Source organism: uncultured Boseongicola sp., from assembly GCF_937988555.1.
Lineage (GTDB): Bacteria > Pseudomonadota > Alphaproteobacteria > Rhodobacterales > Rhodobacteraceae > Boseongicola.
Genome location: NZ_CALJXO010000159.1, coordinates 1 through 24,772 on the forward strand (window position 1 = coordinate 1; position 24,772 = coordinate 24,772).

Consider the following 24,772-nt stretch of genomic DNA (forward strand, 5'->3'; position numbering starts at 1 on the left):
AGTATCCGGGTTCGTTTGACAGGATCATTCCGGGCATAAAAGGGACTTCGGACATCCTAGAAATCCGCTGCGGACCCTCGTGCACACTCAAGAAAACTCCGACGCCGTGGCCGGTACCATGGTCATAATCAAGCCCGGCACGCCAAAGCGGAGCGCGGGCCAATGCATCAAGATCCCGCCCGGAAAGTCCACGTGGAAAGCGCGCGCATGAGATTGCGATCATCCCCTGAAGTACGCGGGTGAAACAGGCGCGATGCTCGTCTGTTGGCGCACCAACAACAATAGTGCGCGTGATATCCGTCGTTCCGTCGATATATTGTCCACCAGAATCAACAAGGTAGAGGTCGCCGGGTTGGATCGTACGGTTGGTTCCTTCGGTCACGCGGTAGTGCACAATGGCGCCGTTTGGCCCGGACCCGGATATCGTGTCGAACGATATATCGTGCAACGCGTTCGTTGCCCGCCGGAAACCCTCCAGCGATTTCGCGGCGTCTATTTCGGTCAACCCACCATCTGCAGCCCGGTCGTCAAACCATGACAGAAACTCGACCATCGCCGCGCCATCGCGCAAATGCGCCTCGCGGGTTGCGGCGATCTCGGCATCTGTCTTCTGGGCTTTGGGAAGGATGCACGGATCGCCACCGTCGACGACTTCGATCGTCTCAATATCCGCCAAGACTGCCCGCACTGTCTCGGGTGCCGACGCCGGATCAAGTTGTATCGTGCCGCTCAGCGTTTCAAGAAATGCGGTCAATCCAGTGTATGGATGAAGCGATACGTCGTTCCCAAGGTGCAAAATCACCGTTTCATCGGCCGTCGCGTTTGTGAAAAAAGAAACTTTGCCAGCGGCATCCAAAACCGCGAAACCCTGCGCCAATGGATTGCGCGGGATGTCACTGCCGCGAATGTTCAAGAGCCAGCAAATCGAGTCAGGAAGCGTCAAAACAACAGCATCACGCTTTGCCGCGCGAAGCTCAGCTGCAAGACGACCACGTTTGTCGGCACTGCTTTCACCGGCGATCTCTATGGCATGGACCAAAAGTGGCGCCTTCGGGCGCCCCGGACGATCATCCCAGATAGCATCAACAAGATTTGGCACGGCAGACAATGCAATCCCAGCAGCTTCCAAGCTTTTGGTCAATCCGCGGAGCTCTGTCACCGTGTGCAACCAAGGATCAAAGCCAACTTTAGCGTTTGATGGCAGTGTGTTAATCAGCCATGGACCAAGTTTTGTTTCGGGCCAATGCACTGGGGTGAAATCGCTCGCGATCTGTTCTTTGACCTGTAGCCTATAGCGACCATCAATAAAAATACCGGCGCTATCGGGCGCGATGGCAGCAAAACCTGCGGACCCGGTGAAACCTGTTAACCAAGAAAGCCGCTCATCGCAGGGGGCGACGTATTCGCCCTGATGCGCATCCGCGCGCGGCACAAGAAACGCATCCAAGCCCGCCGCGGACATTTTTTCGCGTAGCGCCTTCAAGCGGGGCGGGCCCTGATCGGGTGATGACGTTGCCTCGAACGACTGAAACATTACCGCCCTTTTTTCGCGGCCATCATCCGCGCCCGGGATCGCGGATTGTTGTCAAAAAGTGCAGCCAATTGTTCCGTCATCGCGCCCGCAAGCTGTTCGACATCGGTAATCGTCACCGCGCGACCGTAGTAACGCGTCACATCGTGACCAATGCCGATCGCCAAAAGCTCTACGGTATTGCGTTTTTCGATCATCGCAATGACATCGCGAAGGTGCTTTTCAAGGAAGTTGGCAGGGTTCACGGAAAGCGTGGAATCATCCACTGGCGCTCCATCTGAAATGACCATCAAGATTTTGCGCGCTTCCCGACGTCCCGCGATACGACGGAACGCCCATTCCAGCGCTTCGCCATCGATATTTTCCTTCAGCAAGCCTTCTTTCATCATAAGACCAAGGTTCGCCCGCGACCGTCGCCACGGCGCATCGGCGCTTTTGTAAATGATATGGCGCAAGTCGTTCAGGCGTCCGGGCAGTTGTGCGCGGCCCTCTTGAAGCCATGCTTCACGGGACTGTCCACCCTTCCAAGCGCGCGTCGTAAAGCCCAGAATTTCTACCTTCACGTTGCATCGCTCGAGGGTGCGCGCCATCACATCCGCGCAGATCGCAGCGATGGAAATCGGCCGCCCGCGCATTGAACCGGAATTGTCCAACAACAATGTGACGACTGTATCGCGGAATTCCGTGTCTTTTTCCTGCTTGTATGCAAGCGGGATCGTTGGGTTTGCAATGATGCGAGCCAAGCGTGCCGCATCAAGTATGCCTTCTTCCATATCAAACTGCCAACTGCGGCTCTGCTGCGCCATAAGGCGGCGTTGCAGCTTATTTGCAAGACGGCTGACGGCACCCTTAAGGGGGTCGAGTTGTTGGTCCAGATATGCACGCAGACGTTCAAGCTCTGCTGGTTCTGCTAGGTCCTCGGCTTTAATTTCTTCGTCGAACTCTGTTGAGTAGACGTTGTAATGTGGGTCGGCATTGCTGATTGGCGCCAGCGGTGGCGCTTCCATCTCGGACTCGCCATCCGGCATGTCCGCCTCTTCGCCCGTCTCCATATCCGACATGTCATCCATCGAGATCTGAGCTTGGCTCGGATCCTGCTCGGCATCTTGGCTTTGTTCAGGTGAAGCGTCAGACGCGTCCTCTTCACCTCCTTGATCCTCGCCTTGAGCATCCGGGTTTTCGTCGTCTTCGGCGCCTTCGTCGGACTGATCATCCTGATCGGGATTGTCCATGTCCGGGTCGTCACCTAATTGGTCGCCGTACCCTAAATCACTTATGACCTGACGCGCGAAGCGCGCGAATGCGGACTGATCTTTCAGCACGTCGTCAAGGTCGTCAAGCGTGCCGCCGGCCTGTTCTTCGATAAACCCACGCCATAATTCCATGACGTTGTTGGCGCCTTCCGGAAGTGGTCGGCCGGTCGCCAGATGTCGGACCAGATACCCGGCAGCCACAGCAAGCGGCGCCTCCGAGGATTCGCGGATTTGAGAGTAGCCTCGCCGCTGCGCATCGTGCGCGATGCGCGCGTCGATGTTGCCGGCGGTCCCTGGCATATCGTGTGCACCCACGGCTTCACAGCGCGCAACTTCCATTGCCTCGTAAATGTCGCGGGCCATTTCGCCGTCGGGGACGAATTTCGTGTGCGTCGCCTCGTTATGATATCGTCGGCGTAGCGCGTAGCCATCCGCCGTTCCGCGCGCCAGAAGCACCTCTTCCAAAGTCATGCGGCGGGTCACTTGCGGAAGCCGCACACCTTCTTGGTTCATACCTGGCGGATCGACCGTAAAGCTAACTCCCCAGTCGGGATCGTTGGCCATGACCTTGGTCGCCTCAGCAAGCGCCTTTTTGAACGGATCTGCGGGATTGTCGTTGTTTGTCATTCGGATACACCAATCAAAACCAACGCCCGTGTGTGGCGTCGGTTCTGGTTTTTACAGCGATAGCCCGACCGAATGCACATTACACTGCGACGCTAGCAGCACTCTCTGGCAGTTCCTCGTCAAAACAGCGCTGAAAAAATTCAGCCACGGTTTGACGCTCAAGCTCGTCGCACTTGTTGAGGAACGTCAGGCGAAAAGCATACCCAATCGAGCGTAGAATTTCCGCATTTTGCGCCCAAGCGATTACACTTCTGGGGCTCATCACGGTCGAAAGATCGCCGTTCATGAATGCCGTCCGGGTAAGGTCAGCGACGTGAACCATCTGACTGATAATCTTGCGCCCGCGCTCGGTGTTATAGTGTGGAGCCTTCGATAGCACGATTGCACACTCTGCATCGTGGCTGAGATAATTGAGCGTCGCAACAAGTGTCCAACGGTCCATCTGGGCTTGGTTGATTTGTTGCGTTCCGTGATAAAGTCCGGTCGTGTCACCAAGGCCAATCGTGTTGGCGGTAGCAAAAAGACGGAAATACGGATGCGGATCGAGGACTTCGTTTTGATCAAGCAAGGTCAGCTTGCCGTCAATTTCGAGAACGCGCTGGATCACAAACATAACGTCGGCGCGACCGGCGTCGTATTCGTCGAAAACGATTGCCGTCGGATTGCGTAAGGCCCAAGGCAGGATGCCTTCTTGAAATTCGGTATACTGCATGCCCTTGTCGACCTTGATCTGATCCTTGCCGATCAAGTCGATCCGACTGATGTGGCTATCAAGGTTAACCCGCACACATGGCCAGTTTAATCGCGCCGCCACCTGTTCGATGTGGGTTGATTTACCTGTGCCGTGGTACCCTTGGATTAGAACTCTGCGATTGTATTGAAAACCGGCAAGAATCGCGAGAGTGGTATCTGGATCAAATTTATAAGTTGGATCAATTTCTGGCACGCGCTCGTTTGATTCGTAAAACCCGCGTACTTTCATGTCACTTTCTATGCCGAATACATCGCGAATATCGATGTCTTCGGTTGGCTTAGCATCGGTGTCTAACCGCGTATAATCCATTACCAGTCCCTAATTTTTTTTAACAATAGCGCCACGCTGGTCGGAATTTACGTGCCTGATAATCAGCACCGTTGCAAGGGGTTGGCAGGTTCGCGGATGCGATTCCTTTTGTGGTGTGGTTTACGGATTGCGTGGCGATTGCCAACGCCCTCACTGCCGATGATCGGTCTTTTTTGGCGCTTATTATCAGTTTAATGCGGTGCGTCCCCTGAATTTCTGCAAAAGGGCAAAAGCAAGGGCGAAAGTTTTTTTGGCACATCTTCTTGTGTCAGGTCTTTTCCAAAAATGCTTTGGCGCACTTCCCGGTCCTATTATGGAGCCATTTTGGACCTGTGACTTTCAGGGGCACGGTCGAGATTGAAATGTCGGACAAGACTTTGCATGACGCTCATTTTGCCGCCAAGCGCATTGAATGGCTCACTTAAAGCCTAGTTGTTCATAACGACCTCACCAGGAGTTGGAGAAGTCGTACCGTGAATGCCTTGCCGGTCCTTGAACTGACAAGCGAAAGACCTGTTTAACTTAGGTTTGAAAATTCCGGCTTTCCTTGATCTGATCCCATGCCCAAACCACCTCGGACAATTGGTCTTCATGACTGCGATCCCCACCGTTCATATCGGGGTGCAATACTTTGATAAGTGCCTTGTATGATTTACGAATTTCCGCCTTCGCCCAATGGTCGCGCGCATCGAGAATATCCAAAGCGCGCCGCTCGGTGGGGGGTAATTTGCGGGTACCGCCAATCCCTTTGCCGTGATTGCGTGTCGCATTTTCCCCTAGGATTTGATGCGGATCGTCGACACCTAAACGCGCCCATGCGCGCTGTTCTTCGCCCGGTTTCGTAAACGGCTTCGTTTCGCGGCCCCAAACACGGTCTTTGTCGACCTGCTCTGCAAGTTCGTCCTCCGCCGCGCCGTTGAAGAAATTCCATTTCAAATTGTATTCGCGGACATGATCTTTGCAGAACCAGAAGAATTCATCCAGATCATCGGGCGACTTCGGAGCCCGGTACTGACCAACTTCTTCGCAACCCGCATGCTCGCAAACGCGCGTAGACGTTTCAAACGCCCCTGACATGCCGCGCCGTGTGCGCGACCTCTTTTTCTTGTCCGCAGAAACACTGAGATTAAAACCGAAGGGATCGTCTTTCATGGGTCTGGCACCTTTCCGACTCGGACGCATGAGTTTACTATCTTGGTCTGAAGATAGAAGGGGTAGGACGCAAAAAAATGTCAGTAACCGAAGAAATCCGAACGCGCCTTGAAGCCGCGTTTCAGCCATCGACGCTGGAAATCGTCGATGACAGCGAAAGTCACCGGGGGCATTCAGGCTTTCAGGAGGGTGGCGAAAGCCATTTTCAAGTGACAATCGAGGCACACGAATTCGGAGACATGTCCCGCATTGCGCGCCACCGTGCCGTCCACACAGCACTTGGCGCGGAACTTGTCAGGCGCATTCACGCGCTGGAGCTTAAGATTTCCGCTTAAGGTGTCGGCTCGACTCTGCCCGGTATGCGGCTGATCGGCGGGTCGCTGCGCGAGGCTGAAGGCGCCTGTGCTGCGACGGGTTGCGCCGCTAACGTCAAAGTAGGCAAGGGGGCTTCACTGGTTTGTGGATGAGCAGCAGCGTGCTTTATGCGGCGAAACACGATTATGGGTTGATCTGTGATTTGCGTGCCGGTCAGCCCTTTTCGGGACTCGCACGGCAAGGTTTCCACACGCACAAATTCCCAGCCCTCATTGGCGTGATCGTTCAGCGCCTCCGTCATGGCCAGCGCAAAGCGATCCCCAAGGGTTTTGAGGCCTTTGGCTTTTATGCCACGCGCCGGGGCGGGGACTGCCTTGTATTCAAACCTGACCACGGGACCGCTCCTTTGTCGTGCCTAAAATACGATCCTGCCCGAGATCGCCCCTTTAAAGCAAATGTAACGCTGCGGCCTCAAAGGCCAAGCTTAGCCGCCACCAGTTCGTTAACGGCTTGCGGATTGGCCTTTCCGCCAGTGGCTTTCATGACCTGACCCACAAACCAACCGGCCAACTTTGGGTTCACTTTGGCTTTTTCGACCTGTGATGGGTTCTGTGCAATGATCCGGTCCACTTCCATTTCTATCGCGCCGGTGTCCGTCACCTGCTTCATGCCGCGCGTGTTCACAATCGCTGCCGGGTCGCCGCCCTCGGTCCAGACGATCTCGAACAAGTCTTTGGCGATCTTGCCTGAAATGTCGCCCTTGGTGACCAACTCGACAATGCCGCCAAGCTGGCCGGCCGATACAGGGCTATCCGCGATTTCGAGACCCTCTTTCTTCAGCCGACCGAATAGTTCGTTGATCACCCAGTTCGCCGCAATTTTGCCATCAAGGCCCTTTGCTACATTTTCAAAAAAGGCCGCGTTCTCGACGTCCGCTGTCAGAACCGAGGCATCGTATTCTGTCATGCCATAGTCCGCGACAAAGCGCAGACGCTTGGCATCCGGCAATTCAGGAAGTGAGGCTTTGATATCGTCGACCCATGCCTGCTCGATCTCAAGCGGCATCAGATCGGGGCAGGGAAAGTAGCGATAATCATGCGCTTCTTCCTTCGAGCGCATGGACCGCGTCTCCCCTTTGTCGGGATCATAAAGCCGCGTTTCCTGAACAACTTCTTTGCCGTCTTCTAACAGGGCGATCTGACGCTTTGCTTCAACGTCGATCGCCTGTTGAATGAAGCGCATCGAGTTCATGTTCTTTATCTCGCAGCGCGTTCCCAGATACGAGAAGTCCTGTGTCGCCTGATATTTTTCGTAGTCGCCGGGACGACACACCGATACATTCACGTCAGCGCGCAAGTTGCCGTTTTGCATGTTGCCATCACAAGTGCCGAGATACCGCAGAATTTGACGCAGCTTCAACACATAAGCGGCCGCTTCTTCTGGTCCTCGAATGTCGGGGCGGCTGACGATCTCCATCAGGGCGACCCCGGTTCGGTTCAAGTCCACGAACGACATATTGGGGTCCATGTCATGGATCGATTTGCCTGCGTCCTGCTCAAGATGGATACGCTCCACCCGCACAATACGCGCAACACCCGATCCCATTTCCACAAGAATCTCGCCCTCACCGACAATCGGGTGATACAATTGGCTGATCTGATAGCCCTGCGGCAGGTCAGGGTAGAAATAGTTCTTCCGATCAAACGCAGAGGTCAGATTGATCGCGGCCTTAAGCCCAAGCCCAGTCCGCACGGCTTGCTCTATGCAGAACGCGTTGATGACGGGAAGCATGCCCGGCATCGCGGCGTCCACGAAGGCGACGTTGGAATTCGGCTCGGCACCAAACGTTGTCGAGGCGCCGGAGAACAGCTTTGATTTTGAGGCAACCTGCGCATGCACCTCAAGCCCGATGACCAATTCCCAATCCCCGGTGGCACCGGCAATCACTTTCGGCCTTGGAGTCTCGTAGGTCAGATCAAGCATATCGGGCACCGCCGTTTGGAACGAGCCGGTTTTAGGCGAGCAAGGGCAAAGCGGCAAGGGGGCATAGGCCGACACAGACGCGCAAACGCCATGAACGCGGCTGTTCGGCGAATTCGCGCACATGCCCGGCATCCAAAGGCTTGGCATAAGGTCTGTTTTCGTGTCCAATCCCGTATGTGGGGCGTCTGGAGAAATGATGAACATGGCGCGATTAGGTGTAGTTGGCCTCGGTGTGATCGCTGTGGTGGCGTTTGCTTGTGCGCGCGCGCCTAATCCGGTGTCTTCCGGCGTCGTTCAGGGACCCGTCAAAGTCCGTTGGGACACGGAAGAGCGCGGTGCGCATTGGACCCGAGCGGCGATGGCGGCGCTCGACAGCCATGGTTCACCTTTGATCGCGCTTGTTCCCGAAGATATCGCGCAATATTGCCCCGGATATCAGGACGCGAGCCCGCGCGTGCGCAAAGCGTTCTGGGTCAACCTGATCGCTTCCCTGTCGTATCACGAAAGCACATGGCGACCTGATGTCTCTGGCGGCGAGGGCGAGTGGCACGGGCTGTTACAGATTGCGCCTGCAACAGCGCGCGGATACGGCTGTGTTGCCGGGGACGCGGATGCTTTGAAAGACGGCGCGCTTAATGTGTCATGCGGGATCCGGATCATGGCGGAAACAGTGCCGCGAGACGACGTGATTTCGCGCGGAATGCGCGGCATTGCCGCCGATTGGGGCCCCTTTCATCAAGAGAGTAAACGAAACGACATAAAGGCCTATACCCGAGGTCTCTCGTATTGCCAGTGATCCATAAAATTCTTTTAGGACTTGGTCTTATCGCCCTGCCTTTAGTTGCATTCGCGCAAACAGCTCGTGAAGTCTCGACGGTGTCTGCCGCGCTGCAAACCCTCGCTGTCAGCCCAGCGCCTCGTGACGCTGACCTGCCGCGTGCGCGTTGGGAACATCGCCAGAATGGCGCTCTTTGGACCCGTGTTGCGCTGGCCGCCGTGGCCACCCACGGCGCACCTTTGCTCGATGTTGTGCCAACCGATATCGGCGAATGGTGCCCGGCCTATCCCGGTCACGGCAAAGACGAGCGCGCCGCGTTTTGGGCAGCGCTTTTGTCAACGCTCTCGCGCTACGAAAGCACATGGAACCCGCGCGCGGTTGGCGGCAACGGGCGTTGGTTCGGGCTTATGCAAATCTATCCGCCCACGGCCGAATTCCGCGATTGCCGCGTCCAGACCGGCGAAGAGTTGAAACGCGCAAGCGACAACCTCAATTGCGCCGTGCGCATCATGGCGATCACCGTGCCGCGTGACGGGGCGATATCGGTGAAAGATCCACGTTGGCGGGGGGTTGCCGCGGATTGGGGCCCTATTCGTAACGACTGGATGCGCAGCGACATGCAGCGCTACACGCGCGAACAGCGATATTGTCGATCTCTGGCAGACGTCCGCCCGCTTGCGCGTCCTGAAGGTCAGGCGGCACTGGCGGAATAGACCGGAAAATCAGGATTTTCTGTGATTTTCGGGTCACCTGTGCGCTCGAACGTGTCGGCCAATTGAGCGCGAATATTGTCAAGAGAAATATGCCAGAGGCGCGGATAGATCACGCCCAGATGACGCCGCACAAGGGAATCAAATGCGTCTCGATAGGTGTCGCGACGAGCACCGCTTGCAAGTTCGCGCTCTTTAATAAGCGTGGCTGCCGCCCAGTTCACGTCGGCTTGCGTGCCGGACAAGCGTGCAAGATCCAATAAAGCGGCCGAAAGGCGATCCGCATCAATATGCTCGCGCAGTTCGGGACAATAAGCCAAAGAGGGTAGGACGCATAACGCAAACCCGCCTAGTCCAAGTGTTTCACTCGTGCGCGCTTCGGCGCGGCGGGCTTCTTCATTGAACGATTTGAGATTGATCGGCCCATCACCGAAACTCTGGGGCATATGAACAGCGTAGATCGCGGGGTTAGATGGATCAAGGTCTATCCAGTCCTCGAAAGCAGGCTTCAGGCGCGCGCCACCATCAGGCATTCCAAGCGCGAGTTCGTAATAGGCGCTTGCCAGCAAAGGGGACATCTGCGCAACCGGATCAAAAGGTGCCAAAATGGCCTCAGCTTTGAGATAATGTTGCGCCATGTGACGCCATGCACGCTTGCGCTCGCTGTCTGGCCAGAACTCGGCGCGGCAGTTGTCAGCCACAAGCATATGCGCGCAAGCAGCCAATACCGCATGCACCGGATCGCCCGGCGCGTCGGTGTGGCGCGCAACATAGCCGGCAATCATCTCGTCTGCTTCTTCTAGATCATCGAGGCTTCCGCGCGCGGCCTCGTCAAGACAGGTTTGAAGTGGCAAAAGGCAGGTTTCGACCGCGATGTCGTGGTGGCGCGTTCCGCCGGGTGTTGCGTCCAGGCGACGCTCCCAAACCGAGATCTCGCGTGACAACTGCGTCCAATCGCAGCGTTCAAAAAGATCAGAAACGCGGTTTGCCACAGCAGAGTGAGCCACAAAGTCGGGGTCATTGCGCACCACGGGAATAAGCAATTCGCGCGGCAGATCGGATGCCGTCATTGGCTTAGACCTGTCCGCTATCGCGGCACGGCTGAAGCGGCGCAAGCTGCCCATAGTCAGCGCGCCCAAAAGTGTCAGCGAAAACGCAATCCCCACCGGGCCCGACAGGGTTGATGTCAGGCCGGCCAGGTAGGGGGTTGTTTCAAGCGGCATGTCTTTTTTCTTCTCCACGCAACCATTGGACCAAATCGCGGGAATTGGGCAACTTTAAGGCGAATGAATTAAAAGCGGTCATTTTTGTCGGGCCTTGCCGAATAAAATGCGTTTTCCGGCCTAGAAAAGGCGTTTCACCGTAACGTTGCGCGCTCCCAAAGCATCGTCCAACTGCCGCCCCGATGGCAGGCATGGCCCCGGAATGTGCAGTTTCGGCCCGGAATGGCGAAACAGGGCAACCCGCTGAGACAAATCAAGCGCGGTGCGTGCGCGCATATAGTCGATGTCGCTTAACTCCACTTCATCGCCACGCGCGCCCACCTGCCAGGATATTGCATCATCTGTGACCGTTAGCTTGGCTTCGGTGTTTGCCATAATCGTCCAGATTGCCGGCGCGATCAGCACCCCAAAGAGCGCGACAATCAACGGATGCGCCTCAAGCCAGACGATCATCACCAACAAAACAACGATTGCACCGCCAACCAGCGCATAGCTGGTGGCATTTCGCGATGTGCGTCTATGTGTAAATGTATCGGGCATCTGCATTTGGGTGGCTTAGCAAAGCGGGATTGGCAAGCGAAATGGCAAAACAGACGAAAGCCAATCTGCCGTCCAAGGTCTGTGCTACATGTGGTCGTCCTTTTGAGTGGCGTAAGAAATGGGCCAAGGTCTGGGATGAGGTCAAATATTGCTCCGAGCGGTGTCGTCGCGCGCAGAATACCTGAGTATACCGTCTCTTGCCTCCGGTTGGACAGTATTCTAAGCGTCCCCTTACAAAATTTTAGGGAGCTTCAGTCATGTCGGAACGCGTTGATCGAGCAGGGCTTGCCGTAAGCACACAGCTTGCAGAGTTTGTCGAAACCGAAGCCCTTCCGGGCAGCGACGTGACGGCGGATGCGTTCTGGGCCGGCCTCAGCACACTGGTGCATGAGTTTGGGCCAAGAAACCGCGCGCTCCTCGAAAAACGTGAAGCGATCCAGACGCAGATCGATGACTGGCATATCCGCCATCGCAACCAGCCCCATGACCATGCTGCTTACACGACGTTTCTAAGCGAGATCGGCTATCTCGTGCCTGTTGGCGAAGCCTTCGAGATCACCACAACCAACACAGATCCCGAGATTGCCAGAGTGCCGGGGCCACAGCTTGTCGTGCCGATCACCAATGCACGCTACGCGCTCAATGCCGCAAATGCGCGCTGGTGCAGTCTGTATGACGCATTTTATGGCACTGATGCAACCGACGGAACGCGGCCATCAGGGGCCTATAACAAGGGCCGCGGCGCACGCGTTGTCGCAAAAGCGCGGGTGTTTCTCGACGAAGCCTTTGCCCTTGAGGGCCTAAGCCACGCCGATGCCCGCCGCTATTATGTTCATGACGGGGCGCTCCTCGTTGATGACCAACCCCTTGCCGATCCCTCGAAGTTTGTCGGCTTTCAGGGCCACCCCAAAGCGCCCACGGCAATCGTGCTGTGCAACAACGGCCTCCATGCGGAATTGGTCTTTGATCGCACACACCCGATTGGCAGCCGCGATCAGGCGGGCCTTGCGGATGTCCGTCTTGAAGCCGCCGTCAGCGCCATCCTTGATTGCGAAGACTCCGTTGCATGCGTCGATGCCGAAGACAAAGTGCAGGCCTATCGCAATTGGCTTGGCCTGATGAAGGGCGACCTCACGGACGTTTTTGAAAAGGGCGGGAAAACAATTACCCGTGCCCTTAACCCCGACAAGACCTTTACCGGCCCAGATGGCGGCGATGTCACGGTGAAGGGGCGCGCGCTTATGCTGGTGCGCAATGTCGGTCACCTAATGACCAATCCGGCTATCCTTGACCGCGGTGGACACGAGATATTCGAAGGTCTGATGGACGCCATGATCACCGCCTTGATCGCCAAGCACGATCTGGCACGGGACGGCGGGAATTCCGTCACGGGTTCGGTCTATGTGGTGAAGCCAAAGATGCACGGCCCGGAAGAGGTCGCCTTTGCTGACGACACATTCACCCATGTCGAAAAAGCGCTGGGCTTGCCGCAAGATACGGTCAAACTTGGCATTATGGATGAGGAACGCCGCACGTCGGTGAACCTGATGGAATGTATTCGCGCCGCGAAGTCGCGCGTGGCCTTCATCAATACCGGCTTTCTGGATCGGACCGGCGACGAGCTGCACACCTCGATGGAAGCGGGCCCCTTCAGCCGCAAAGACTGGATCAAGCGTAAAGCTTGGATTTCGGCCTATGAAATCAGCAACGTCGATATTGGTCTCGCCTGTGGACTGTCCGGCAAGGCTCAGATTGGCAAAGGCATGTGGGCCATGCCAGATCTGATGGCTGCGATGCTTCAATCCAAAATCGAACATCCGCAAGCCGGCGCAAATTGCGCCTGGGTTCCGTCTCCGACGGCGGCGGTACTGCACGCGCTGCACTATCACAAAGTCGACGTCTTTGCCGTTCAGGCAAAGCTGAAAGCAGTGGGCGCGCGCGCGCACGTCGACCAGATTCTCGATATCCCGCTGGCGTCATTTCAGATGTGGAACAAACGCCAGATCACCCGTGAAGTCGAAAACAACGCGCAAGGCATTCTTGGCTACGTGGTGCGCTGGATTGATCAGGGTGTTGGCTGCTCGAAAGTGCCGGACATCAACAATGTCAGCCTGATGGAAGATCGCGCGACTTGCCGTATCTCGGCGCAACATATCGCGAACTGGCTGCACCACGATGTTATCAGCCGCGATGAAGTGCGGGAAATCATGGAGCGCATGGCAGAGGTCGTTGACGGCCAGAACGCTTCAGATCCCTTGTACCGCCCGATGGCACCCGGATTCGGCGGGATTGCCTTCAAGGCTGCCTGCGAACTGGTTTTTGAGGGGCGTACGCAGCCGTCCGGCTATACCGAGCCGGTTCTGCATCGTCGCCGGTTGGAACTGAAAGCCTCGCAATAGGCAACGACGGGAAAACTGGGCTGAGCGTGCAAAAATGCACGTGACGCACAGGTCCTTGTGCGCGTGGTGCAGTTATCAAGGATAAGTCTTTCGCTTAGAAAGTCCTCAATCGAAGGGGATATCACGCGTGCGACCAGTTGTTGGCATTATCGGGAATTTCTTCCTAGTTAATGATGAATATCCGGCCCATTCAGGCGGTCGGATGAACAGCGAGGCTGTCTGCGATGTTTCCGGCGCACTTCCGTTAATCGTGCCGACGGACCCTGCATTGGTGAATGTATTTGACCTGATGGCGGCCTGCGACGGTTTTGTGTTCACTGGCGCGCGCGCAAACATCCATCCAGAGCACTACAATGAAGAACCGACCGAGGCGCATGGCGCCTTTGACGAGGCGCGCGACAGTGTGACGATGCCTTTGATCCGCGAATGTGTGGCGCGTGGGCAGCCGATCCTTTCGATTTGCCGGGGCTTTCAGGAATTGAACGTCGCCATGGGCGGCTCGCTCCATCCTGAAATCCGGGACCTGCCGGGCCGGGTGAACCACCGGATGCCACCCGACGGGACAATCGAAGAAAAATTTGAAATCTGCCAGAACGTCACGTTCACAAAGGACGGCATGTTCCACCGTCTTATGGGGGCGGAAGTTGTGCGCACCAACTCGCTGCACGGTCAGGGGATCAAGGATAAAGGCGACCGGATCGTGATCGACGGTTGGGCCGACGATGGCACACCCGAGGCGATTTACGTGGACGGTGCGCCGGGCTTCACGCTTGGGGTCCAATGGCACCCGGAATACAAGGCGGCCGAAGATCCGGTGTCGCGCCCGCTGTTTGAAGCCTTCGGACAAGCGCTTGTTGCGTGGAAATCCAGCGATCGCACGTCGCGTCTGAAAAGCGCGTGATTTTCTCGGCGGACCATCGTAAACTTGCGTCATGAAGCGCTCGGCAATAAATGACATCATGGCCTCGGCGGATGATCTTATCCGTCACCACGGCTTTACCCTTCCACCTTTTGCCTACTGGTCTGCGGACGAATTTCGCGCCCGTAGCGATGCACGCCGGATCGTCGATGCCCGGATGGGCTGGGACATCACAGATTACGGTCAGGGAAATTTCAATGCGCTGGGCCTGTTTCTATTCACGCTTCGGAACGGGTCACTGGCTGACTTGCAGCGCGGCGGCGGCATGGTCTACGCAGAAAAGCTGCTGATTTCGCGCCAAGACCAGATCAGCCCGATGCACACCCATGTGATCAAATCCGAAGATATCATCAATCGTGGCGGCGCGACGATGGTGATCGAGCTTTTTGGATCCGACGACCAAGGCAACTTCGCAGAAGATCGAGGTGGCATGGTGCTTTGCGACGGGATCGAGCGACCTTTCGGTCCCGGTGAGAAACTGATGTTTGCTCCAGGCGAAAGCGTGACGTTGATGCCCGGCGACTGGCATTCGTTCTGGGGCGAAGGGGGCGATGTGCTGATTGGCGAGGTCTCTACCGTCAACGACGATGTGACTGACAACCTCTTCCGCGATCCCATTGGACGGTTTGCGGCAATCGAGGAAGACGTGGCTCCCACGCATCTTCTTGTCAGCGATTACGAGACCTGGCTGTCAACCTGAGGCAGTTCCATTTCAAACCGCTCAAGCTCGACTTCCAAACGCGTCACGGCCTCTATTGCCAAAACGTGCCAGCCGCGTTTTTCAAGAAACGGGCGCAGGTAATGACTTGCATGCGTGGCCAGGCGATCAAGACCAGTCTCGCGGGCCTGTTCCAACAGCCTTTCATACAATTGTGATGCTGTGCCATTCCCGCGTGCGCGGGGGGCGACGAAAAACATATCAAGATATCCGACCTCGTGCAGGCTGATAAATCCGGTCAATCCGTGCTCGTCTGAGGTTACCCAGGCCTTGGATGCCGACAGCCGTGGCAACCACCATTCCGGCAACACCGGAGATGGCACCCATGCGTGCCGCTGATCGGGGGAATAGTGATTGCCCGCGCCACTATGGACGGCCTGATAGTAAACCGCATAGCTCGCCTCAGCGTCCGTTGGTTCCCATTCACGCATTAAGTCACCGCAGCACGCGTCCTGAAGACCGGCGTGTCCCATTCGTTGGTGTTCAATATCTCTTCCAGATGTCCGACAGCGCCAAGAATTTCTGCCTCGCTAATATAAAGTGGCGTCACGCCAAAGCGCATGATGTCTGGCGCGCGGAAATCACCTATTACACCGCGAGCGATCAACGCCTGCATCACGGCATAGCCCTCGGGGTGGCGGAAGCCGACCTGCGATCCACGCTTTGTACCATCGCGCGGCGAAGCCAGCGTCACGGCCGGGCAGCGTGCCTCGACCTCGGCGATAAACAGATCAATCAGCTCAATTGATCGTGCCCGCAGATCGTCCATATCGACGTTGTCCCAGACGTCCAGTGCTGCATCAAGAGCCGCCATCTGCAGCATCGCAGGCGTGCCGACCCGCATCCGGTCAATGCCCGCACCGGCGCGGTAATCCAGATCAAAGGCAAACGGAGCTTCATGCCCCAACCATCCCGACAATGCCGGGCGGACATCTTCGGTGATCCCGGGTGCTACATAGATGAAGGCAGGGCCGCCGGGGCCGGAGTTCAGGTATTTGTACGTGCACCCCACGGCGAAATCCGCGCCGCCCCCAAGTACATCGACCGGAAATGCACCTGCGGAATGCGCCAAGTCCCATATCGCCAAAGCACCCATCTTGTGGGCCTTTGTGGTCAATGCAGGCATGTCGTGGCGTCGCCCCGTGCGGTAATCTACTTCGGTCAACATCAGACAGGCGACTGTCTCGTCAATATGGTCGGCCACTTCTTTCGGCGCGACGATCTTCAATTCAAGTCCGCGATCAAGTGACTTAACAAGCCCGTCAGCCATATACAGATCACTGGGGAAGTTCCCGGAATCGCTTAAGATAACGCGTCGCTCGGGCCGCATCTCAAGGGCAGACGCCAGCGCCTGATACACCTTGATCGTCAACGTATCGCCCAACACAACACTGCCATCAGGCGCGCCGATCAGGCGGCCCACGCGGTCACCAACGCGGCGTGGCATGGCCATCCACCCCGCACGGTTCCAGCCGGTAATCAGCATCTCTCCCCATTCGTCGCGCGCCATCGCCTCAAGTCGGGCAGGCACGGATTTCGGGAGGGGCCCAAGCGAATTCCCATCAAGGTAAATCATGCCCTTGGGAAGGTGGAAGAAACGGCGGGTCGCTTCAAAATCTGTCATGCGCAAAGCCCATAGCCGCAACAACCTTCCGACGCTAGGGTGGTGTCCATGAAATGGATTGATCTCCCGCCAGTTTGGACCGTCGCGGCATTACTGCTTACATGGAATGTGCCGCTTGCCGCGCCTTGGGGGACGGCATCTGTGCCCGGTTTCATCGCTTTAGGTTCAGCAGCCGCCTTGATCGCTGCGTCGCTTGTTGAGTTCGCACGGGCGCGCACTGCGGTTTTTCCGCGACAATCCCCTTCAGCTCTCATTACCACCGGCATATTCCGCCTTTCGCGCAATCCGATCTACCTTGCAGATCTCCTGATCCTCGCAGGCTTTTCCTTGATCTGGGGCAAATTGCTCGGATTTTTTCTTGTTCCGGTTCTTGCATGGGTCCTGATCCGACGTTTCATCACCGGTGAGGAAGCCCGCCTGACAACCGCATTTGGCGCGCAATATGAGGCATACATGTTCCAAACCCGGCGCTGGCTGTAAGGGCCGCAGGCGTTGCCGACGTTAGGGCATTGAGAAAATTTGGCGGTGCGATTAGACATCGCGATGAAACGATACAAGTCTGCTAACAACAATACAATTCAGGGGATAGTCCATGAAGATCGGAGCGCCAAAAGAAAGCGCAAGCGGTGAAGCACGGGTGGCGATGACGCCAGCCAGCGCCAAGGACCTGCAAAAACTCGGCTATGAGTGTATGATCCAGAAAGGCGCCGGCGAGGCCGCGGGCTTCTCTGATGCCGCCTACAAAGAGGCGGGCGTCGCTGTCGTCTCTGGTGCTTCCCTTTGGAAAGATGCCGAGATCGTCGCCAAGGTTCGCCCCCCCACAGATGCCGAAGCCAAAAAGCTGTCGGACAGGCAGACGCTGATTTCGTTCTTCTACCCGGCCGCCAACGATCAGCTTTTGCATACTGCCAAAGAGCAGGGCGCTAGCGTTATCGCAATGGACATGGTCCCGCGCATCAGTCGCGCACAAAAAATGGACGCGCTGTCGTCCATGGCCAATATCGCCGGCTACCGCGCTGTGATTGAAGCGGGAAACAACTTTGGTCGGTTCTTCACCGGTCAGGTGACAGCCGCTGGCAAAGTGCCGCCTGCCAAGGTTCTTGTTGTTGGCGCAGGCGTCGCAGGTCTTGCCGCTATCGGTACATCAACCTCGCTTGGCGCGATCACGCTGGCGTTCGACGTGCGCCCCGAAGTCGCTGAACAAATCGAGTCGATGGGCGCGGAGTTTGTCTACCTCGACTTTGAAGAATCCGCTCAGGACGGTGCAGCTACTGGTGGCTATGCCGCCGTATCATCGCCGGAATTCGCAGCCGCTCAGTTGAAGAAATTCCGCGAACTGGCGCCTGAAGTCGACATCGTCATCACCACGGCGCTGATCCCGAACCGCGATGCACCAATCCTTTGGACCAAAGAAATGGTCGAGATGATGAAGCCCGGCTCGGTCATCGTGGACCTTGCCGCGGAACGCGGTGGTAACTGCGAATTGACCGTCAAAGACGACAAGATAGTGACCAAGAACAACGTCACTATCGTTGGCTATACAGACTTCCCAAGCCGAATGGCAGCACAGTCCTCGCTGCTTTATTCCAACAACATCCGTCACATGATGACCGATCTTACGCCGGAAAGAGACGGCCAGGTCGTGCACAACATGGAAGACGATGTGATCCGTGGAGCGACCGTGACCAAAGGTGGCGAGATCACTTGGCCGCCCCCGCCGCCGAAAACGAAAGCCATCGCGGCTCAGCCGAAAAAAGACAAACCGAAAGACCTGACGCCCAAAGAGAAAAAGGCGAAGGAATCTGCGGCCTTCAAAGAAGCGACCAAGCAACAGGTCACTCTCCTGGCCGCCGGTGGCGCGCTTATGCTTCTGATCGGTGCCTTTGCGCCTGCCAGCTTCATGCAGCACTTTGTGGTGTTCGCGCTTGCCTGCTTCGTGGGCTTTCAGGTGATCTGGGGCGTCGCGCATTCGCTACACACGCCGCTTATGGCGATCACAAACGCCATTTCCGGCATCGTGGTGGTGGGCGCACTGCTTCAGGTCGGCTCGGGCAATATCATCGTGGTGCTTCTTGCGGGCATCTCAATCCTGATCGCGTCGATTAACATCTTTGGTGGATTTTTGGTGACACGCCGGATGCTCGCCATGTTCCAGAAATCTTAAGGGGGGGCGAGAAAATGTTGTCCAACGGACTTGTCTCTGCCGCCTATATAGCGGCCTCTGTTCTCTTCATTCTCGCACTTGGCGGGCTGCGGAACCAGGAAAGCGCGAAACGTGCGATCTGGTACGCCATCGTCGGCATGGGGGTGGCGATGGTTGCCACCATTCTGTCGCCCGGCGTCGGTAATCTTTGGTTGATCATTCTGACTGTCGGCGTCGGTGCCGTCGCTGGTGTCTATGTCGCCCAGCGCGTCAAGATGACCGAGATGCCACAACTTGTGGCCGCGCTTCACTCCTTCGTGGGTCTGGCGGCGGTCTTTATCGGCCTTAACGCGGACATCATGCTGACAGCTGTGAGCGAGATCAAAGCTGCAGGCATCGCGCTTTCGGACGCCGATCTTACCGCGTTTGGCGAGAAACTGTGGAAGAAAGACGGCGTCGAAGTCGCGATCCTGAAGGTCGAGGTCTTCCTCGGGATATTCATCGGCGCGATCACTTTCACGGGCTCAATCGTGGCGTTTGGAAAACTTGCCGGAAAAGTTGATGGCAAGCCGAAGAAACTGATGCTGCCAAATGAAACTGCGCCGATCCGGTTCATTTCGGGTCACTATCTGAATGCGCTTTCGCTGATCATCTGTCTTCTCCTTGGCTTTGCCTACTTCACCGGTGCCGGTATCTGGACCATGGTGCTTGTTACCATGGTTGCAGGCTTCATCGGCTGGCATCTGATCATGGGTATCGGCGGCGCTGATATGCCGGTCGTTGTGTCGATGCTGAACAGCTACTCGGGCTGGGCAGCGGCGGCTATAGGCTTTACGCTAGGCAATGACCTTCTGATCGTGACGGGAGCGCTTGTCGGCTCGTCCGGCGCCATTCTGTCCTACATTATGTGTAAGGCGATGAACCGTAACTTTGTCAGCGTTATCCTTGGTGGCTTTGGCGGAGAAGCAGGCCCTCAGATGGCAGTCGAAGGTGAACAAATCGCGATCGACGCCGATGGTGTGGCATCGGCATTGAACGACGCCGACAGCATCATCATCATTCCGGGCTACGGCATGGCGGTGGCGCAGGCGCAGCAATCGGTCAGCGAACTAACCCGCAAGCTGCGCGCGCAGGGCAAGACGGTTCGGTTCGCAATCCACCCGGTCGCGGGTCGTTTGCCGGGACACATGAACGTGCTTCTGGCAGAAGCCCGCGTGCCCTACGACATCGTTTTGGAAATGGACGAGATCAACGAAGACTTCCCCAAAACGGACGTCGCCATTGTCATCGGCTCGAACGACATTGTGAACCCGGCGGCACAGGACGATCCAAACAGCCCCATCGCCGGAATGCCGGTTCTGGAGTGCTGGAAAGCCAAGCAGGTTTTTGTGTCCAAACGGGGGCAGGGCACCGGGTACTCAGGCATCGAGAACCCGCTTTTCTTCAAAGATAACACGCGCATGTTCTACGGCGACGCCAAGGCTTCGCTCGACACACTGCTACCAAAGATCGACTAAGGGTGCAGACCAAATCAGAAACGAAAGGCCCGCCAATTTGCGGGCCTTTTTTGTGACGCGGATGAGTATACCCATGCGGTTCGATTGACGAATGTCTTCCCAGCGCCATCTCGTAATACAGCAACGCAAGGACCGCCCGCATGACTTTCATAGCCGCCATCGTCAGTCTTGCCGTTTTCACTGCCGTTCCCGCTTTTGCAGATATCGAGGTGCGCTTTGTCGAAGGCGCACCGAAAGACCGTTTCGTCTTTACAGCAACCGAAAACTTCTGCGCAGGCGGTCCCGTCGCAATAACAGTGAACCTTGAGGGCTCGGCCGGCGCGCTGATCTTCGATGTGACCGACAGCGGCGCGGGCGTCGAAATCTTTCAGCCGTTCGAGGTCGTGGCAGGAGCGGACGTTCTTCTGGGCACCTCAGCGGTCAGCGATGGCGATGTCGCGCTAACGCTTGAGCTTTCCGCGTTGACTCCACAGTCCCCTGTCGCCTTCACTATCGATGTGGACGACACGCAGGGGGGTCGTGAAATCACAGTCGCGGGCAGCGAAATACTTGGAGGCACGGTCTCGGTCGCTATTGAAGGCGTTGTCAAAGAAGCAACATTCAATGAGCGCGCCGTGGCCCTGATCGAATGGTCCGCCTGCCAATCCTGAGAATGGCCTATATCGCGCGCCACGCCCCCGGTGCAAGATCGTCTAGCGTCCAGTCTCCGACCCGCCAGCGCACCAATCTCAGCGTCGGAAACCCGATTTGCGCCGTCATCCGCCGCACCTGCCGGTTGCGCCCTTCCGAGATCGTGATCTCGATCCAGCGATCCGGCACTGATTTGCGAAACCGCACGGGGGGATCGCGCTCCCAAAGGGCAGGGGTCTCAAGCAACCGCGCTTTTGCGGGCAATGTCGGGCCGTCATTCAGATTGACCCCTTGCCGCAAGGGGTCAAGGTCCGCCTCGGAGGGATCACCTTCAACCTGAACCATATAGACCTTCTCGGTCTTGGCCTTTGGGTTCGAAATGCGGGCCTGCAGACGACCATCTTCGGTCAGCACCAAAAGCCCCTCGCTATCGCGATCCAACCGGCCCGCCGCATAAACACCGGACGGCAGTCCAAACCCCGAAAGGGTCGGACGCGTGGTCAGAGACTTCGCATCGGTAAATTGCGAAAGTACACCGAAGGGTTTGTTGAAAAGGATGGTTTGCGCCATGGCCTGTTCTACAGGCGCCTAAACGTGACAATCAGGCCAACATCTTCGTCATGCCCTTCTGGCGCGCGCGTAGAGTCTGCGTAAACACGTTCTTCGGAAATTTCTGGCGCAGAGACATATCCGTTTGCCTGCAAAGCCTCGAACGTTTGGTCAAAACCCAAATCGACCCAAACCTCCGGTCTTACGGTAATGATCGCTACTGCGCCGGGCGCCAGAACGCGCACAAGCTCTGGCAACGCTTCGGGCCCGACGTGCCCGTGCGTGAATGTGCCGGAACTCACGAGGCCCGAATAAGTTTCATCACCCAGATCAAGCGGCTCTTTAAGATCGGCCTCGATCAGGTTGCGGTACAGCTTCTTGCGGTGAGCGACTGCCAGCATCTCAGGCGACAAATCCAGCCCGTCGACCACAGCGCCCTCGGGGAAATGTTCACCCAATGCGCCCGTGCCACAGCCCACATCCAGACATGGCGATCTACCGCCGGCATCCACGTAAGATTGCGTCACCAATTTCGGAAATCGATAGGTTGTTGCTTGCACAAAATCAGCGTCATAGGTCTCTGCCCATTTTTCGTAAAGCTTTAGATTGTCTTCGGGTGTTTGGACCGCATAGGCGGCGTCAAGGTTGGGTTCATCTGCCATAGGGCAGCATACCCGGCCTCAACCCCGCTTCACAACCACCTCATAGCCGGGTTCCTCTGGCTCATCATCCACCATCTCGGACGGGAAGCCGGTCGCCGTGATATCAAGCCCCGTGGCGTCCTCCAGCCTGCGAATAATATCGTCCGACTGCGCGCGCGCCCCAAATCGCCTTTGTCCATCCTTGAATATATCAATCATCAAGGGCGAGATCTCGAGCGGAACACTGGCGTCGTCCGCAATCTTCTGGAACAGGCCAATGTCCTTTAACACAAGGTCCATGGTGAAATCTATCGTCCGCGAGCCGTTCAAAATAACCTGACTTTCGGTCTCATGGACAAAGGAATTGCCCGACGAGATTCGGATGGCTTCGAACGTGGTGGCCAGATCAACTCCTGCCGCCTTCATCGTCACCATCGCCTCGCAAACCGTCAACAGGTTCGCCGTGGCCAGATAGTTGGTCATGACCTTCAGGATTGAGGCCGAGCCGATGGGCCCGGTGTGCAATACCCGCCGTCCCAAAGTCGTTAGGATCGGCAACATCCGCTCGAATGTCTCGCGGTCGCAGCCCGCAAAGATTGATATATTTCCGGTCGCAGCGCGATGACAGCCGCCGGACACCGGACACTCAATCGCGGAGGCTCCCTTAGCCTGCACCATGACTGCCAACCGCGCCATCTCGTCTGCATCGGTCGTTGACATCTCGGCCCAGATTTTGCCCGGCCCCATCGCGGCAAGCACACCGCTCTCGCCTTCCATCACCTCCGAACAGGCCGCAGGCGAAGGCAAACAAGTCACCACCAAATCGACTTGTTCCGCCAATTCCTGCGCACTTTCGGCCCATCGAGCGCCGCCCTTCAGAAATGGCTCGGCCAACGAGCGATCCAAATCCCGGACCGTCAGATCAAAGCCATTTCGCAGCAAACTGCCAGCAAGCTTTCCGCCGACATTTCCCAAACCAATAAACCCAACATTCATGCGCTGTCCCCTCAAGATGATGTTCCCGGAAGATGGCGGCAGGCCATTAGAGAGGGCGCGCTTGTTTGCGTCATAGCGGAGCCTGATGCGACCATTTTACAATGCACTTTGATCAGTGGTTTCAGAATGTGACGAAACTGGCGCCTGATTTATTTGGCATTCATAAATTTCCACTTCCCGGATAAATTATACCGAAGGCTAAGCTCCTTAATAAGAGTTTCCCCATTTGACCCGCATGCACGCTATCCGACTTCCCGGCTCAAGCCGATGACTTTACACGGCGCGGTCACGGGGGCCTTGCCGAAAGGGGATCCGGCTCTCGTGAATAAGGTCGCGTGGAGGTTCTATGGTCGTCTCTTGAGATAAGCGATACTTACGCCAGAGCCGCGCTTGGACGGACCGAAAGTAACCCGCCCAACGATCTGAAAGCCGAGCGTGGCTATGTACTTTTGACCTTGGCGTGGTAGGCAAAATGGCGCGGAGATTTCAATATCTCGATGGAACATAGTCTTGAGGCCGAGACGCTCTTGACCGAAAGCAGCCATCCTGAAGCGCATGCGTTTGTCTATTTCACCCTCGGGGTGCGCCACTACAGCCGGAATCGGCTCGACCTTGTGACATGCGCCACCGAACACGGCATTGGCCTTGCCGGACCGGACAGCGACCCGGAAGCCCATGTTGATCTGTTGACCACCAAAGCGATTATTCAGCGTTACAAAGGCGATCGTTCTCGCGCGGGGCTGACGATTGGCCGGGTGCGCGTTCTGAGCAAAGACGCTGAACTTTCACGTGTCGAGCACAATACCGCCCGATGGATGCTGGCCGGTGATGAGGTCAAAAAAAGCGGAAAATCACCCCGAATTTTCGCTTGAGCCGTGCGAAGAACACGCAAACCGCCTGGTTCTGCCCTATACCAGGGAGGCCCTTGGAACCTGCTATGTAAGCCTTGAAGATTTCGACAATGTTGAAGCGACCTTTGTCACCGGTCTTGGTATCGCAATCGAAGTTTGTGACTTCCGCGCGTAAGGCCAGATCATCCACCGATACGCAGCCGTTGTACACGCGCGCCGCAATCTAGAACGGCGCGCGATTTGGACCTCTCCTGTGCACGGATCGCGACGCGGATGAGCAACCACTTGTGGCAACAAGACTTCACGCTGGCACTTGCAGGCGTTTATGAAGACCACGGCGATCTGAAGAAGGCAATCTCAGCTCATACGCCGGCCAGTAGTTTTGAAAAAGAATGGAGGACCTGAACCAAGGCCCATGCGCGCGCCAGATGCTGCAATCCGCCCGAAAATTTTCTTTTTCAGTCGATCCGCCTTTCAATGCCCGCTACCTTCACGTCAGCGCGTTTTTTGCATATTCAGTCGCGGTGAAGACCGTTTTGTCCAACCCAAAGCCAGCAACCATCAAAGGCCCTCTAAAAATGATCGCTCCCCGTCCCGCATTGCCAGATTG

25 protein-coding genes are annotated in these 24,772 nt (G+C 56.7%); 12 read left to right on the forward strand and 13 right to left on the reverse strand.

Going from position 1 to position 24,772, the window contains the following annotated elements; translation table 11 throughout:
* The 4 genes from Q1B15_RS08540 to Q1B15_RS08555 all read right to left on the reverse strand — a co-directional run.
* A partial coding sequence (locus Q1B15_RS08540) for a M24B family metallopeptidase (protein ID WP_299752991.1) occupies window positions 1-1,534 on the reverse strand: 1,534 nt, incomplete at its 3' end.
* On the reverse strand, window positions 1,534-3,411 hold the full coding sequence (cobT, locus tag Q1B15_RS08545; RefSeq protein ID WP_299752994.1) for a cobaltochelatase subunit CobT: 1,878 nt from the start codon (window positions 3,409-3,411) through the stop codon (window positions 1,534-1,536). The genes cobT and Q1B15_RS08540, both read right to left, overlap by 1 nt.
* A 79-nt stretch (window positions 3,412-3,490) precedes the next feature.
* Window positions 3,491-4,474 (reverse strand): cobaltochelatase subunit CobS, encoded by a 984-nt coding sequence (cobS, locus tag Q1B15_RS08550; RefSeq protein WP_299752997.1) that lies wholly within the window; start codon window positions 4,472-4,474, stop codon window positions 3,491-3,493.
* Between the two features lie 522 nt (window positions 4,475-4,996).
* Complete coding sequence (locus tag Q1B15_RS08555) at window positions 4,997-5,626, reverse strand: DnaJ domain-containing protein (RefSeq protein ID WP_299753000.1); 630 nt, start codon at window positions 5,624-5,626, stop codon at window positions 4,997-4,999.
* 77 nt (window positions 5,627-5,703) lie between these two features.
* Here Q1B15_RS08555 and Q1B15_RS08560 point away from each other — a divergent pair, with 77 nt between their 5' ends.
* Window positions 5,704-5,961 (forward strand): BolA family protein, encoded by a 258-nt coding sequence (locus Q1B15_RS08560; protein WP_299753003.1) that lies wholly within the window; start codon window positions 5,704-5,706, stop codon window positions 5,959-5,961.
* On the opposite strand, the gene Q1B15_RS08565 is transcribed toward Q1B15_RS08560, so the two are convergent.
* Window positions 5,958-6,335: a DUF4177 domain-containing protein gene (locus tag Q1B15_RS08565; protein ID WP_299753006.1), complete on the reverse strand. Its 378-nt coding sequence runs from the start codon at window positions 6,333-6,335 to the stop codon at window positions 5,958-5,960. The genes Q1B15_RS08560 and Q1B15_RS08565 overlap by 4 nt on opposite strands.
* Before the next feature lie 77 nt (window positions 6,336-6,412).
* Window positions 6,413-7,924, reverse strand: coding sequence for an Asp-tRNA(Asn)/Glu-tRNA(Gln) amidotransferase subunit GatB (gatB, locus tag Q1B15_RS08570; RefSeq protein ID WP_299753041.1), 1,512 nt, complete (start codon window positions 7,922-7,924; stop codon window positions 6,413-6,415).
* Between the two features lie 160 nt (window positions 7,925-8,084).
* On the opposite strand from gatB, the gene Q1B15_RS08575 reads away from it, so the two are divergent.
* Both Q1B15_RS08575 and Q1B15_RS08580 read left to right on the forward strand, forming a co-directional pair.
* Window positions 8,085-8,720, forward strand: a complete 636-nt coding sequence (locus Q1B15_RS08575) for a transglycosylase SLT domain-containing protein (protein WP_299753009.1) — start codon at window positions 8,085-8,087, stop codon at window positions 8,718-8,720.
* Window positions 8,717-9,415: a transglycosylase SLT domain-containing protein gene (locus tag Q1B15_RS08580; protein ID WP_299753043.1), complete on the forward strand. Its 699-nt coding sequence runs from the start codon at window positions 8,717-8,719 to the stop codon at window positions 9,413-9,415. Before Q1B15_RS08575 ends, Q1B15_RS08580 begins: the two co-directional genes overlap by 4 nt.
* Here Q1B15_RS08580 and Q1B15_RS08585 read toward each other — a convergent pair.
* The gene (locus Q1B15_RS08585) at window positions 9,394-10,635 is read right to left on the reverse strand and encodes a hypothetical protein (protein WP_299753011.1); all 1,242 of its coding nucleotides are present in this window, start codon (window positions 10,633-10,635) and stop codon (window positions 9,394-9,396) included. The genes Q1B15_RS08580 and Q1B15_RS08585 overlap by 22 nt on opposite strands.
* A 120-nt stretch (window positions 10,636-10,755) precedes the next feature.
* A complete protein-coding gene (locus tag Q1B15_RS08590) occupies window positions 10,756-11,181 on the reverse strand; it encodes a hypothetical protein (protein ID WP_299753014.1) in 426 nt (141 codons plus the stop codon).
* A gap of 35 nt (window positions 11,182-11,216) precedes the next feature.
* Here Q1B15_RS08590 and Q1B15_RS08595 point away from each other — a divergent pair, with 35 nt between their 5' ends.
* From Q1B15_RS08595 to Q1B15_RS08610, 4 genes are all read left to right on the forward strand, one after another.
* Window positions 11,217-11,360, forward strand: coding sequence for a DUF2256 domain-containing protein (locus tag Q1B15_RS08595; protein WP_299753016.1), 144 nt, complete (start codon window positions 11,217-11,219; stop codon window positions 11,358-11,360).
* A gap of 72 nt (window positions 11,361-11,432) precedes the next feature.
* A complete protein-coding gene (locus Q1B15_RS08600) occupies window positions 11,433-13,574 on the forward strand; it encodes a malate synthase G (RefSeq protein WP_299753018.1) in 2,142 nt (713 codons plus the stop codon).
* 127 nt (window positions 13,575-13,701) lie between these two features.
* Complete coding sequence (locus tag Q1B15_RS08605) at window positions 13,702-14,475, forward strand: gamma-glutamyl-gamma-aminobutyrate hydrolase family protein (protein WP_299753020.1); 774 nt, start codon at window positions 13,702-13,704, stop codon at window positions 14,473-14,475.
* A 31-nt stretch (window positions 14,476-14,506) separates the two neighbouring features.
* Window positions 14,507-15,193 carry a D-lyxose/D-mannose family sugar isomerase gene (locus Q1B15_RS08610; RefSeq protein ID WP_299753021.1) on the forward strand — a complete coding sequence of 229 codons (687 nt, stop codon included), beginning with the start codon at window positions 14,507-14,509 and terminating at the stop codon, window positions 15,191-15,193.
* On the opposite strand, the gene Q1B15_RS08615 is transcribed toward Q1B15_RS08610, so the two are convergent.
* Window positions 15,169-15,642 carry a GNAT family N-acetyltransferase gene (locus Q1B15_RS08615; protein ID WP_299753023.1) on the reverse strand — a complete coding sequence of 158 codons (474 nt, stop codon included), beginning with the start codon at window positions 15,640-15,642 and terminating at the stop codon, window positions 15,169-15,171. The two genes, Q1B15_RS08610 and Q1B15_RS08615, sit on opposite strands and share 25 nt — an antisense overlap.
* Window positions 15,642-16,835, reverse strand: a complete 1,194-nt coding sequence (kynU, locus tag Q1B15_RS08620) for a kynureninase (protein WP_299753025.1) — start codon at window positions 16,833-16,835, stop codon at window positions 15,642-15,644. Before kynU ends, Q1B15_RS08615 begins: the two co-directional genes overlap by 1 nt.
* Window positions 16,836-16,883: 48 nt before the next feature.
* On the opposite strand from kynU, the gene Q1B15_RS08625 reads away from it, so the two are divergent.
* The 4 genes from Q1B15_RS08625 to Q1B15_RS08640 all read left to right on the forward strand — a co-directional run bounded on the left by Q1B15_RS08625 (window position 16,884) and on the right by Q1B15_RS08640 (window position 21,145).
* Window positions 16,884-17,315, forward strand: a complete 432-nt coding sequence (locus Q1B15_RS08625) for an isoprenylcysteine carboxylmethyltransferase family protein (RefSeq protein ID WP_299753027.1) — start codon at window positions 16,884-16,886, stop codon at window positions 17,313-17,315.
* 112 nt (window positions 17,316-17,427) lie between these two features.
* On the forward strand, window positions 17,428-18,999 hold the full coding sequence (locus Q1B15_RS08630; RefSeq protein WP_299753029.1) for a Re/Si-specific NAD(P)(+) transhydrogenase subunit alpha: 1,572 nt from the start codon (window positions 17,428-17,430) through the stop codon (window positions 18,997-18,999).
* Window positions 19,000-19,016: 17 nt separating this feature from the next.
* Window positions 19,017-20,495, forward strand: a complete 1,479-nt coding sequence (locus tag Q1B15_RS08635) for an NAD(P)(+) transhydrogenase (Re/Si-specific) subunit beta (RefSeq protein WP_299753045.1) — start codon at window positions 19,017-19,019, stop codon at window positions 20,493-20,495.
* A 140-nt stretch (window positions 20,496-20,635) separates the two neighbouring features.
* A complete protein-coding gene (locus Q1B15_RS08640; protein ID WP_299753031.1) occupies window positions 20,636-21,145 on the forward strand; it encodes a hypothetical protein in 510 nt (169 codons plus the stop codon).
* Between the two features lie 7 nt (window positions 21,146-21,152).
* Here Q1B15_RS08640 and Q1B15_RS08645 read toward each other — a convergent pair whose 3' ends face one another.
* From Q1B15_RS08645 to Q1B15_RS08655, 3 genes are read right to left on the reverse strand one after another with little or no spacing between them, the layout of a single operon-like run.
* A complete protein-coding gene (locus Q1B15_RS08645; protein ID WP_299753033.1) occupies window positions 21,153-21,695 on the reverse strand; it encodes a pseudouridine synthase in 543 nt (180 codons plus the stop codon).
* Window positions 21,696-21,703: 8 nt separating this feature from the next.
* A complete protein-coding gene (locus Q1B15_RS08650) occupies window positions 21,704-22,336 on the reverse strand; it encodes a class I SAM-dependent methyltransferase (RefSeq protein ID WP_299753035.1) in 633 nt (210 codons plus the stop codon).
* An 18-nt stretch (window positions 22,337-22,354) separates the two neighbouring features.
* Window positions 22,355-23,311, reverse strand: coding sequence for an NAD(P)-dependent oxidoreductase (locus tag Q1B15_RS08655; RefSeq protein ID WP_299753037.1), 957 nt, complete (start codon window positions 23,309-23,311; stop codon window positions 22,355-22,357).
* 497 nt (window positions 23,312-23,808) lie between these two features.
* Here Q1B15_RS08655 and Q1B15_RS08660 point away from each other — a divergent pair, with 497 nt between their 5' ends.
* Complete coding sequence (locus Q1B15_RS08660; RefSeq protein WP_299753039.1) at window positions 23,809-24,183, forward strand: hypothetical protein; 375 nt, start codon at window positions 23,809-23,811, stop codon at window positions 24,181-24,183.
* The last annotated feature ends 589 nt before the right edge of the window (window positions 24,184-24,772 follow it).

Excerpts from the sequence above, each read along its gene's own strand:
- Q1B15_RS08625 (WP_299753027.1), top strand. The coding sequence starts at position 16,884 with ATGAAATGGATTGATCTCCCGCCAGTTTGGACCGTCGCGGCATTACTG.
- Q1B15_RS08610 (WP_299753021.1), top strand. The coding sequence starts at position 14,507 with ATGAAGCGCTCGGCAATAAATGACATCATGGCCTCGGCGGATGATCTT.
- Q1B15_RS08615 (WP_299753023.1), bottom strand. The coding sequence starts at position 15,642 with ATGCGTGAATGGGAACCAACGGACGCTGAGGCGAGCTATGCGGTTTAC.
- Q1B15_RS08640 (WP_299753031.1), top strand. The coding sequence starts at position 20,636 with ATGACTTTCATAGCCGCCATCGTCAGTCTTGCCGTTTTCACTGCCGTT.
- Q1B15_RS08595 (WP_299753016.1), top strand. The coding sequence starts at position 11,217 with ATGGCAAAACAGACGAAAGCCAATCTGCCGTCCAAGGTCTGTGCTACA.
- Q1B15_RS08560 (WP_299753003.1), top strand. The coding sequence starts at position 5,704 with ATGTCAGTAACCGAAGAAATCCGAACGCGCCTTGAAGCCGCGTTTCAG.
- Q1B15_RS08645 (WP_299753033.1), bottom strand. The coding sequence starts at position 21,695 with ATGGCGCAAACCATCCTTTTCAACAAACCCTTCGGTGTACTTTCGCAA.
- Q1B15_RS08590 (WP_299753014.1), bottom strand. The coding sequence starts at position 11,181 with ATGCAGATGCCCGATACATTTACACATAGACGCACATCGCGAAATGCC.
- cobT (WP_299752994.1), bottom strand. The coding sequence starts at position 3,411 with ATGACAAACAACGACAATCCCGCAGATCCGTTCAAAAAGGCGCTTGCT.
- Q1B15_RS08655 (WP_299753037.1), bottom strand. The coding sequence starts at position 23,311 with ATGAATGTTGGGTTTATTGGTTTGGGAAATGTCGGCGGAAAGCTTGCT.
- gatB (WP_299753041.1), bottom strand. The coding sequence starts at position 7,924 with ATGCTTGATCTGACCTACGAGACTCCAAGGCCGAAAGTGATTGCCGGT.
- Q1B15_RS08660 (WP_299753039.1), top strand. The coding sequence starts at position 23,809 with ATGGAACATAGTCTTGAGGCCGAGACGCTCTTGACCGAAAGCAGCCAT.
- Q1B15_RS08650 (WP_299753035.1), bottom strand. The coding sequence starts at position 22,336 with ATGGCAGATGAACCCAACCTTGACGCCGCCTATGCGGTCCAAACACCC.
- Q1B15_RS08585 (WP_299753011.1), bottom strand. The coding sequence starts at position 10,635 with ATGCCGCTTGAAACAACCCCCTACCTGGCCGGCCTGACATCAACCCTG.
- kynU (WP_299753025.1), bottom strand. The coding sequence starts at position 16,835 with ATGACAGATTTTGAAGCGACCCGCCGTTTCTTCCACCTTCCCAAGGGC.
- Q1B15_RS08555 (WP_299753000.1), bottom strand. The coding sequence starts at position 5,626 with ATGAAAGACGATCCCTTCGGTTTTAATCTCAGTGTTTCTGCGGACAAG.
- cobS (WP_299752997.1), bottom strand. The coding sequence starts at position 4,474 with ATGGATTATACGCGGTTAGACACCGATGCTAAGCCAACCGAAGACATC.
- Q1B15_RS08630 (WP_299753029.1), top strand. The coding sequence starts at position 17,428 with ATGAAGATCGGAGCGCCAAAAGAAAGCGCAAGCGGTGAAGCACGGGTG.
- Q1B15_RS08600 (WP_299753018.1), top strand. The coding sequence starts at position 11,433 with ATGTCGGAACGCGTTGATCGAGCAGGGCTTGCCGTAAGCACACAGCTT.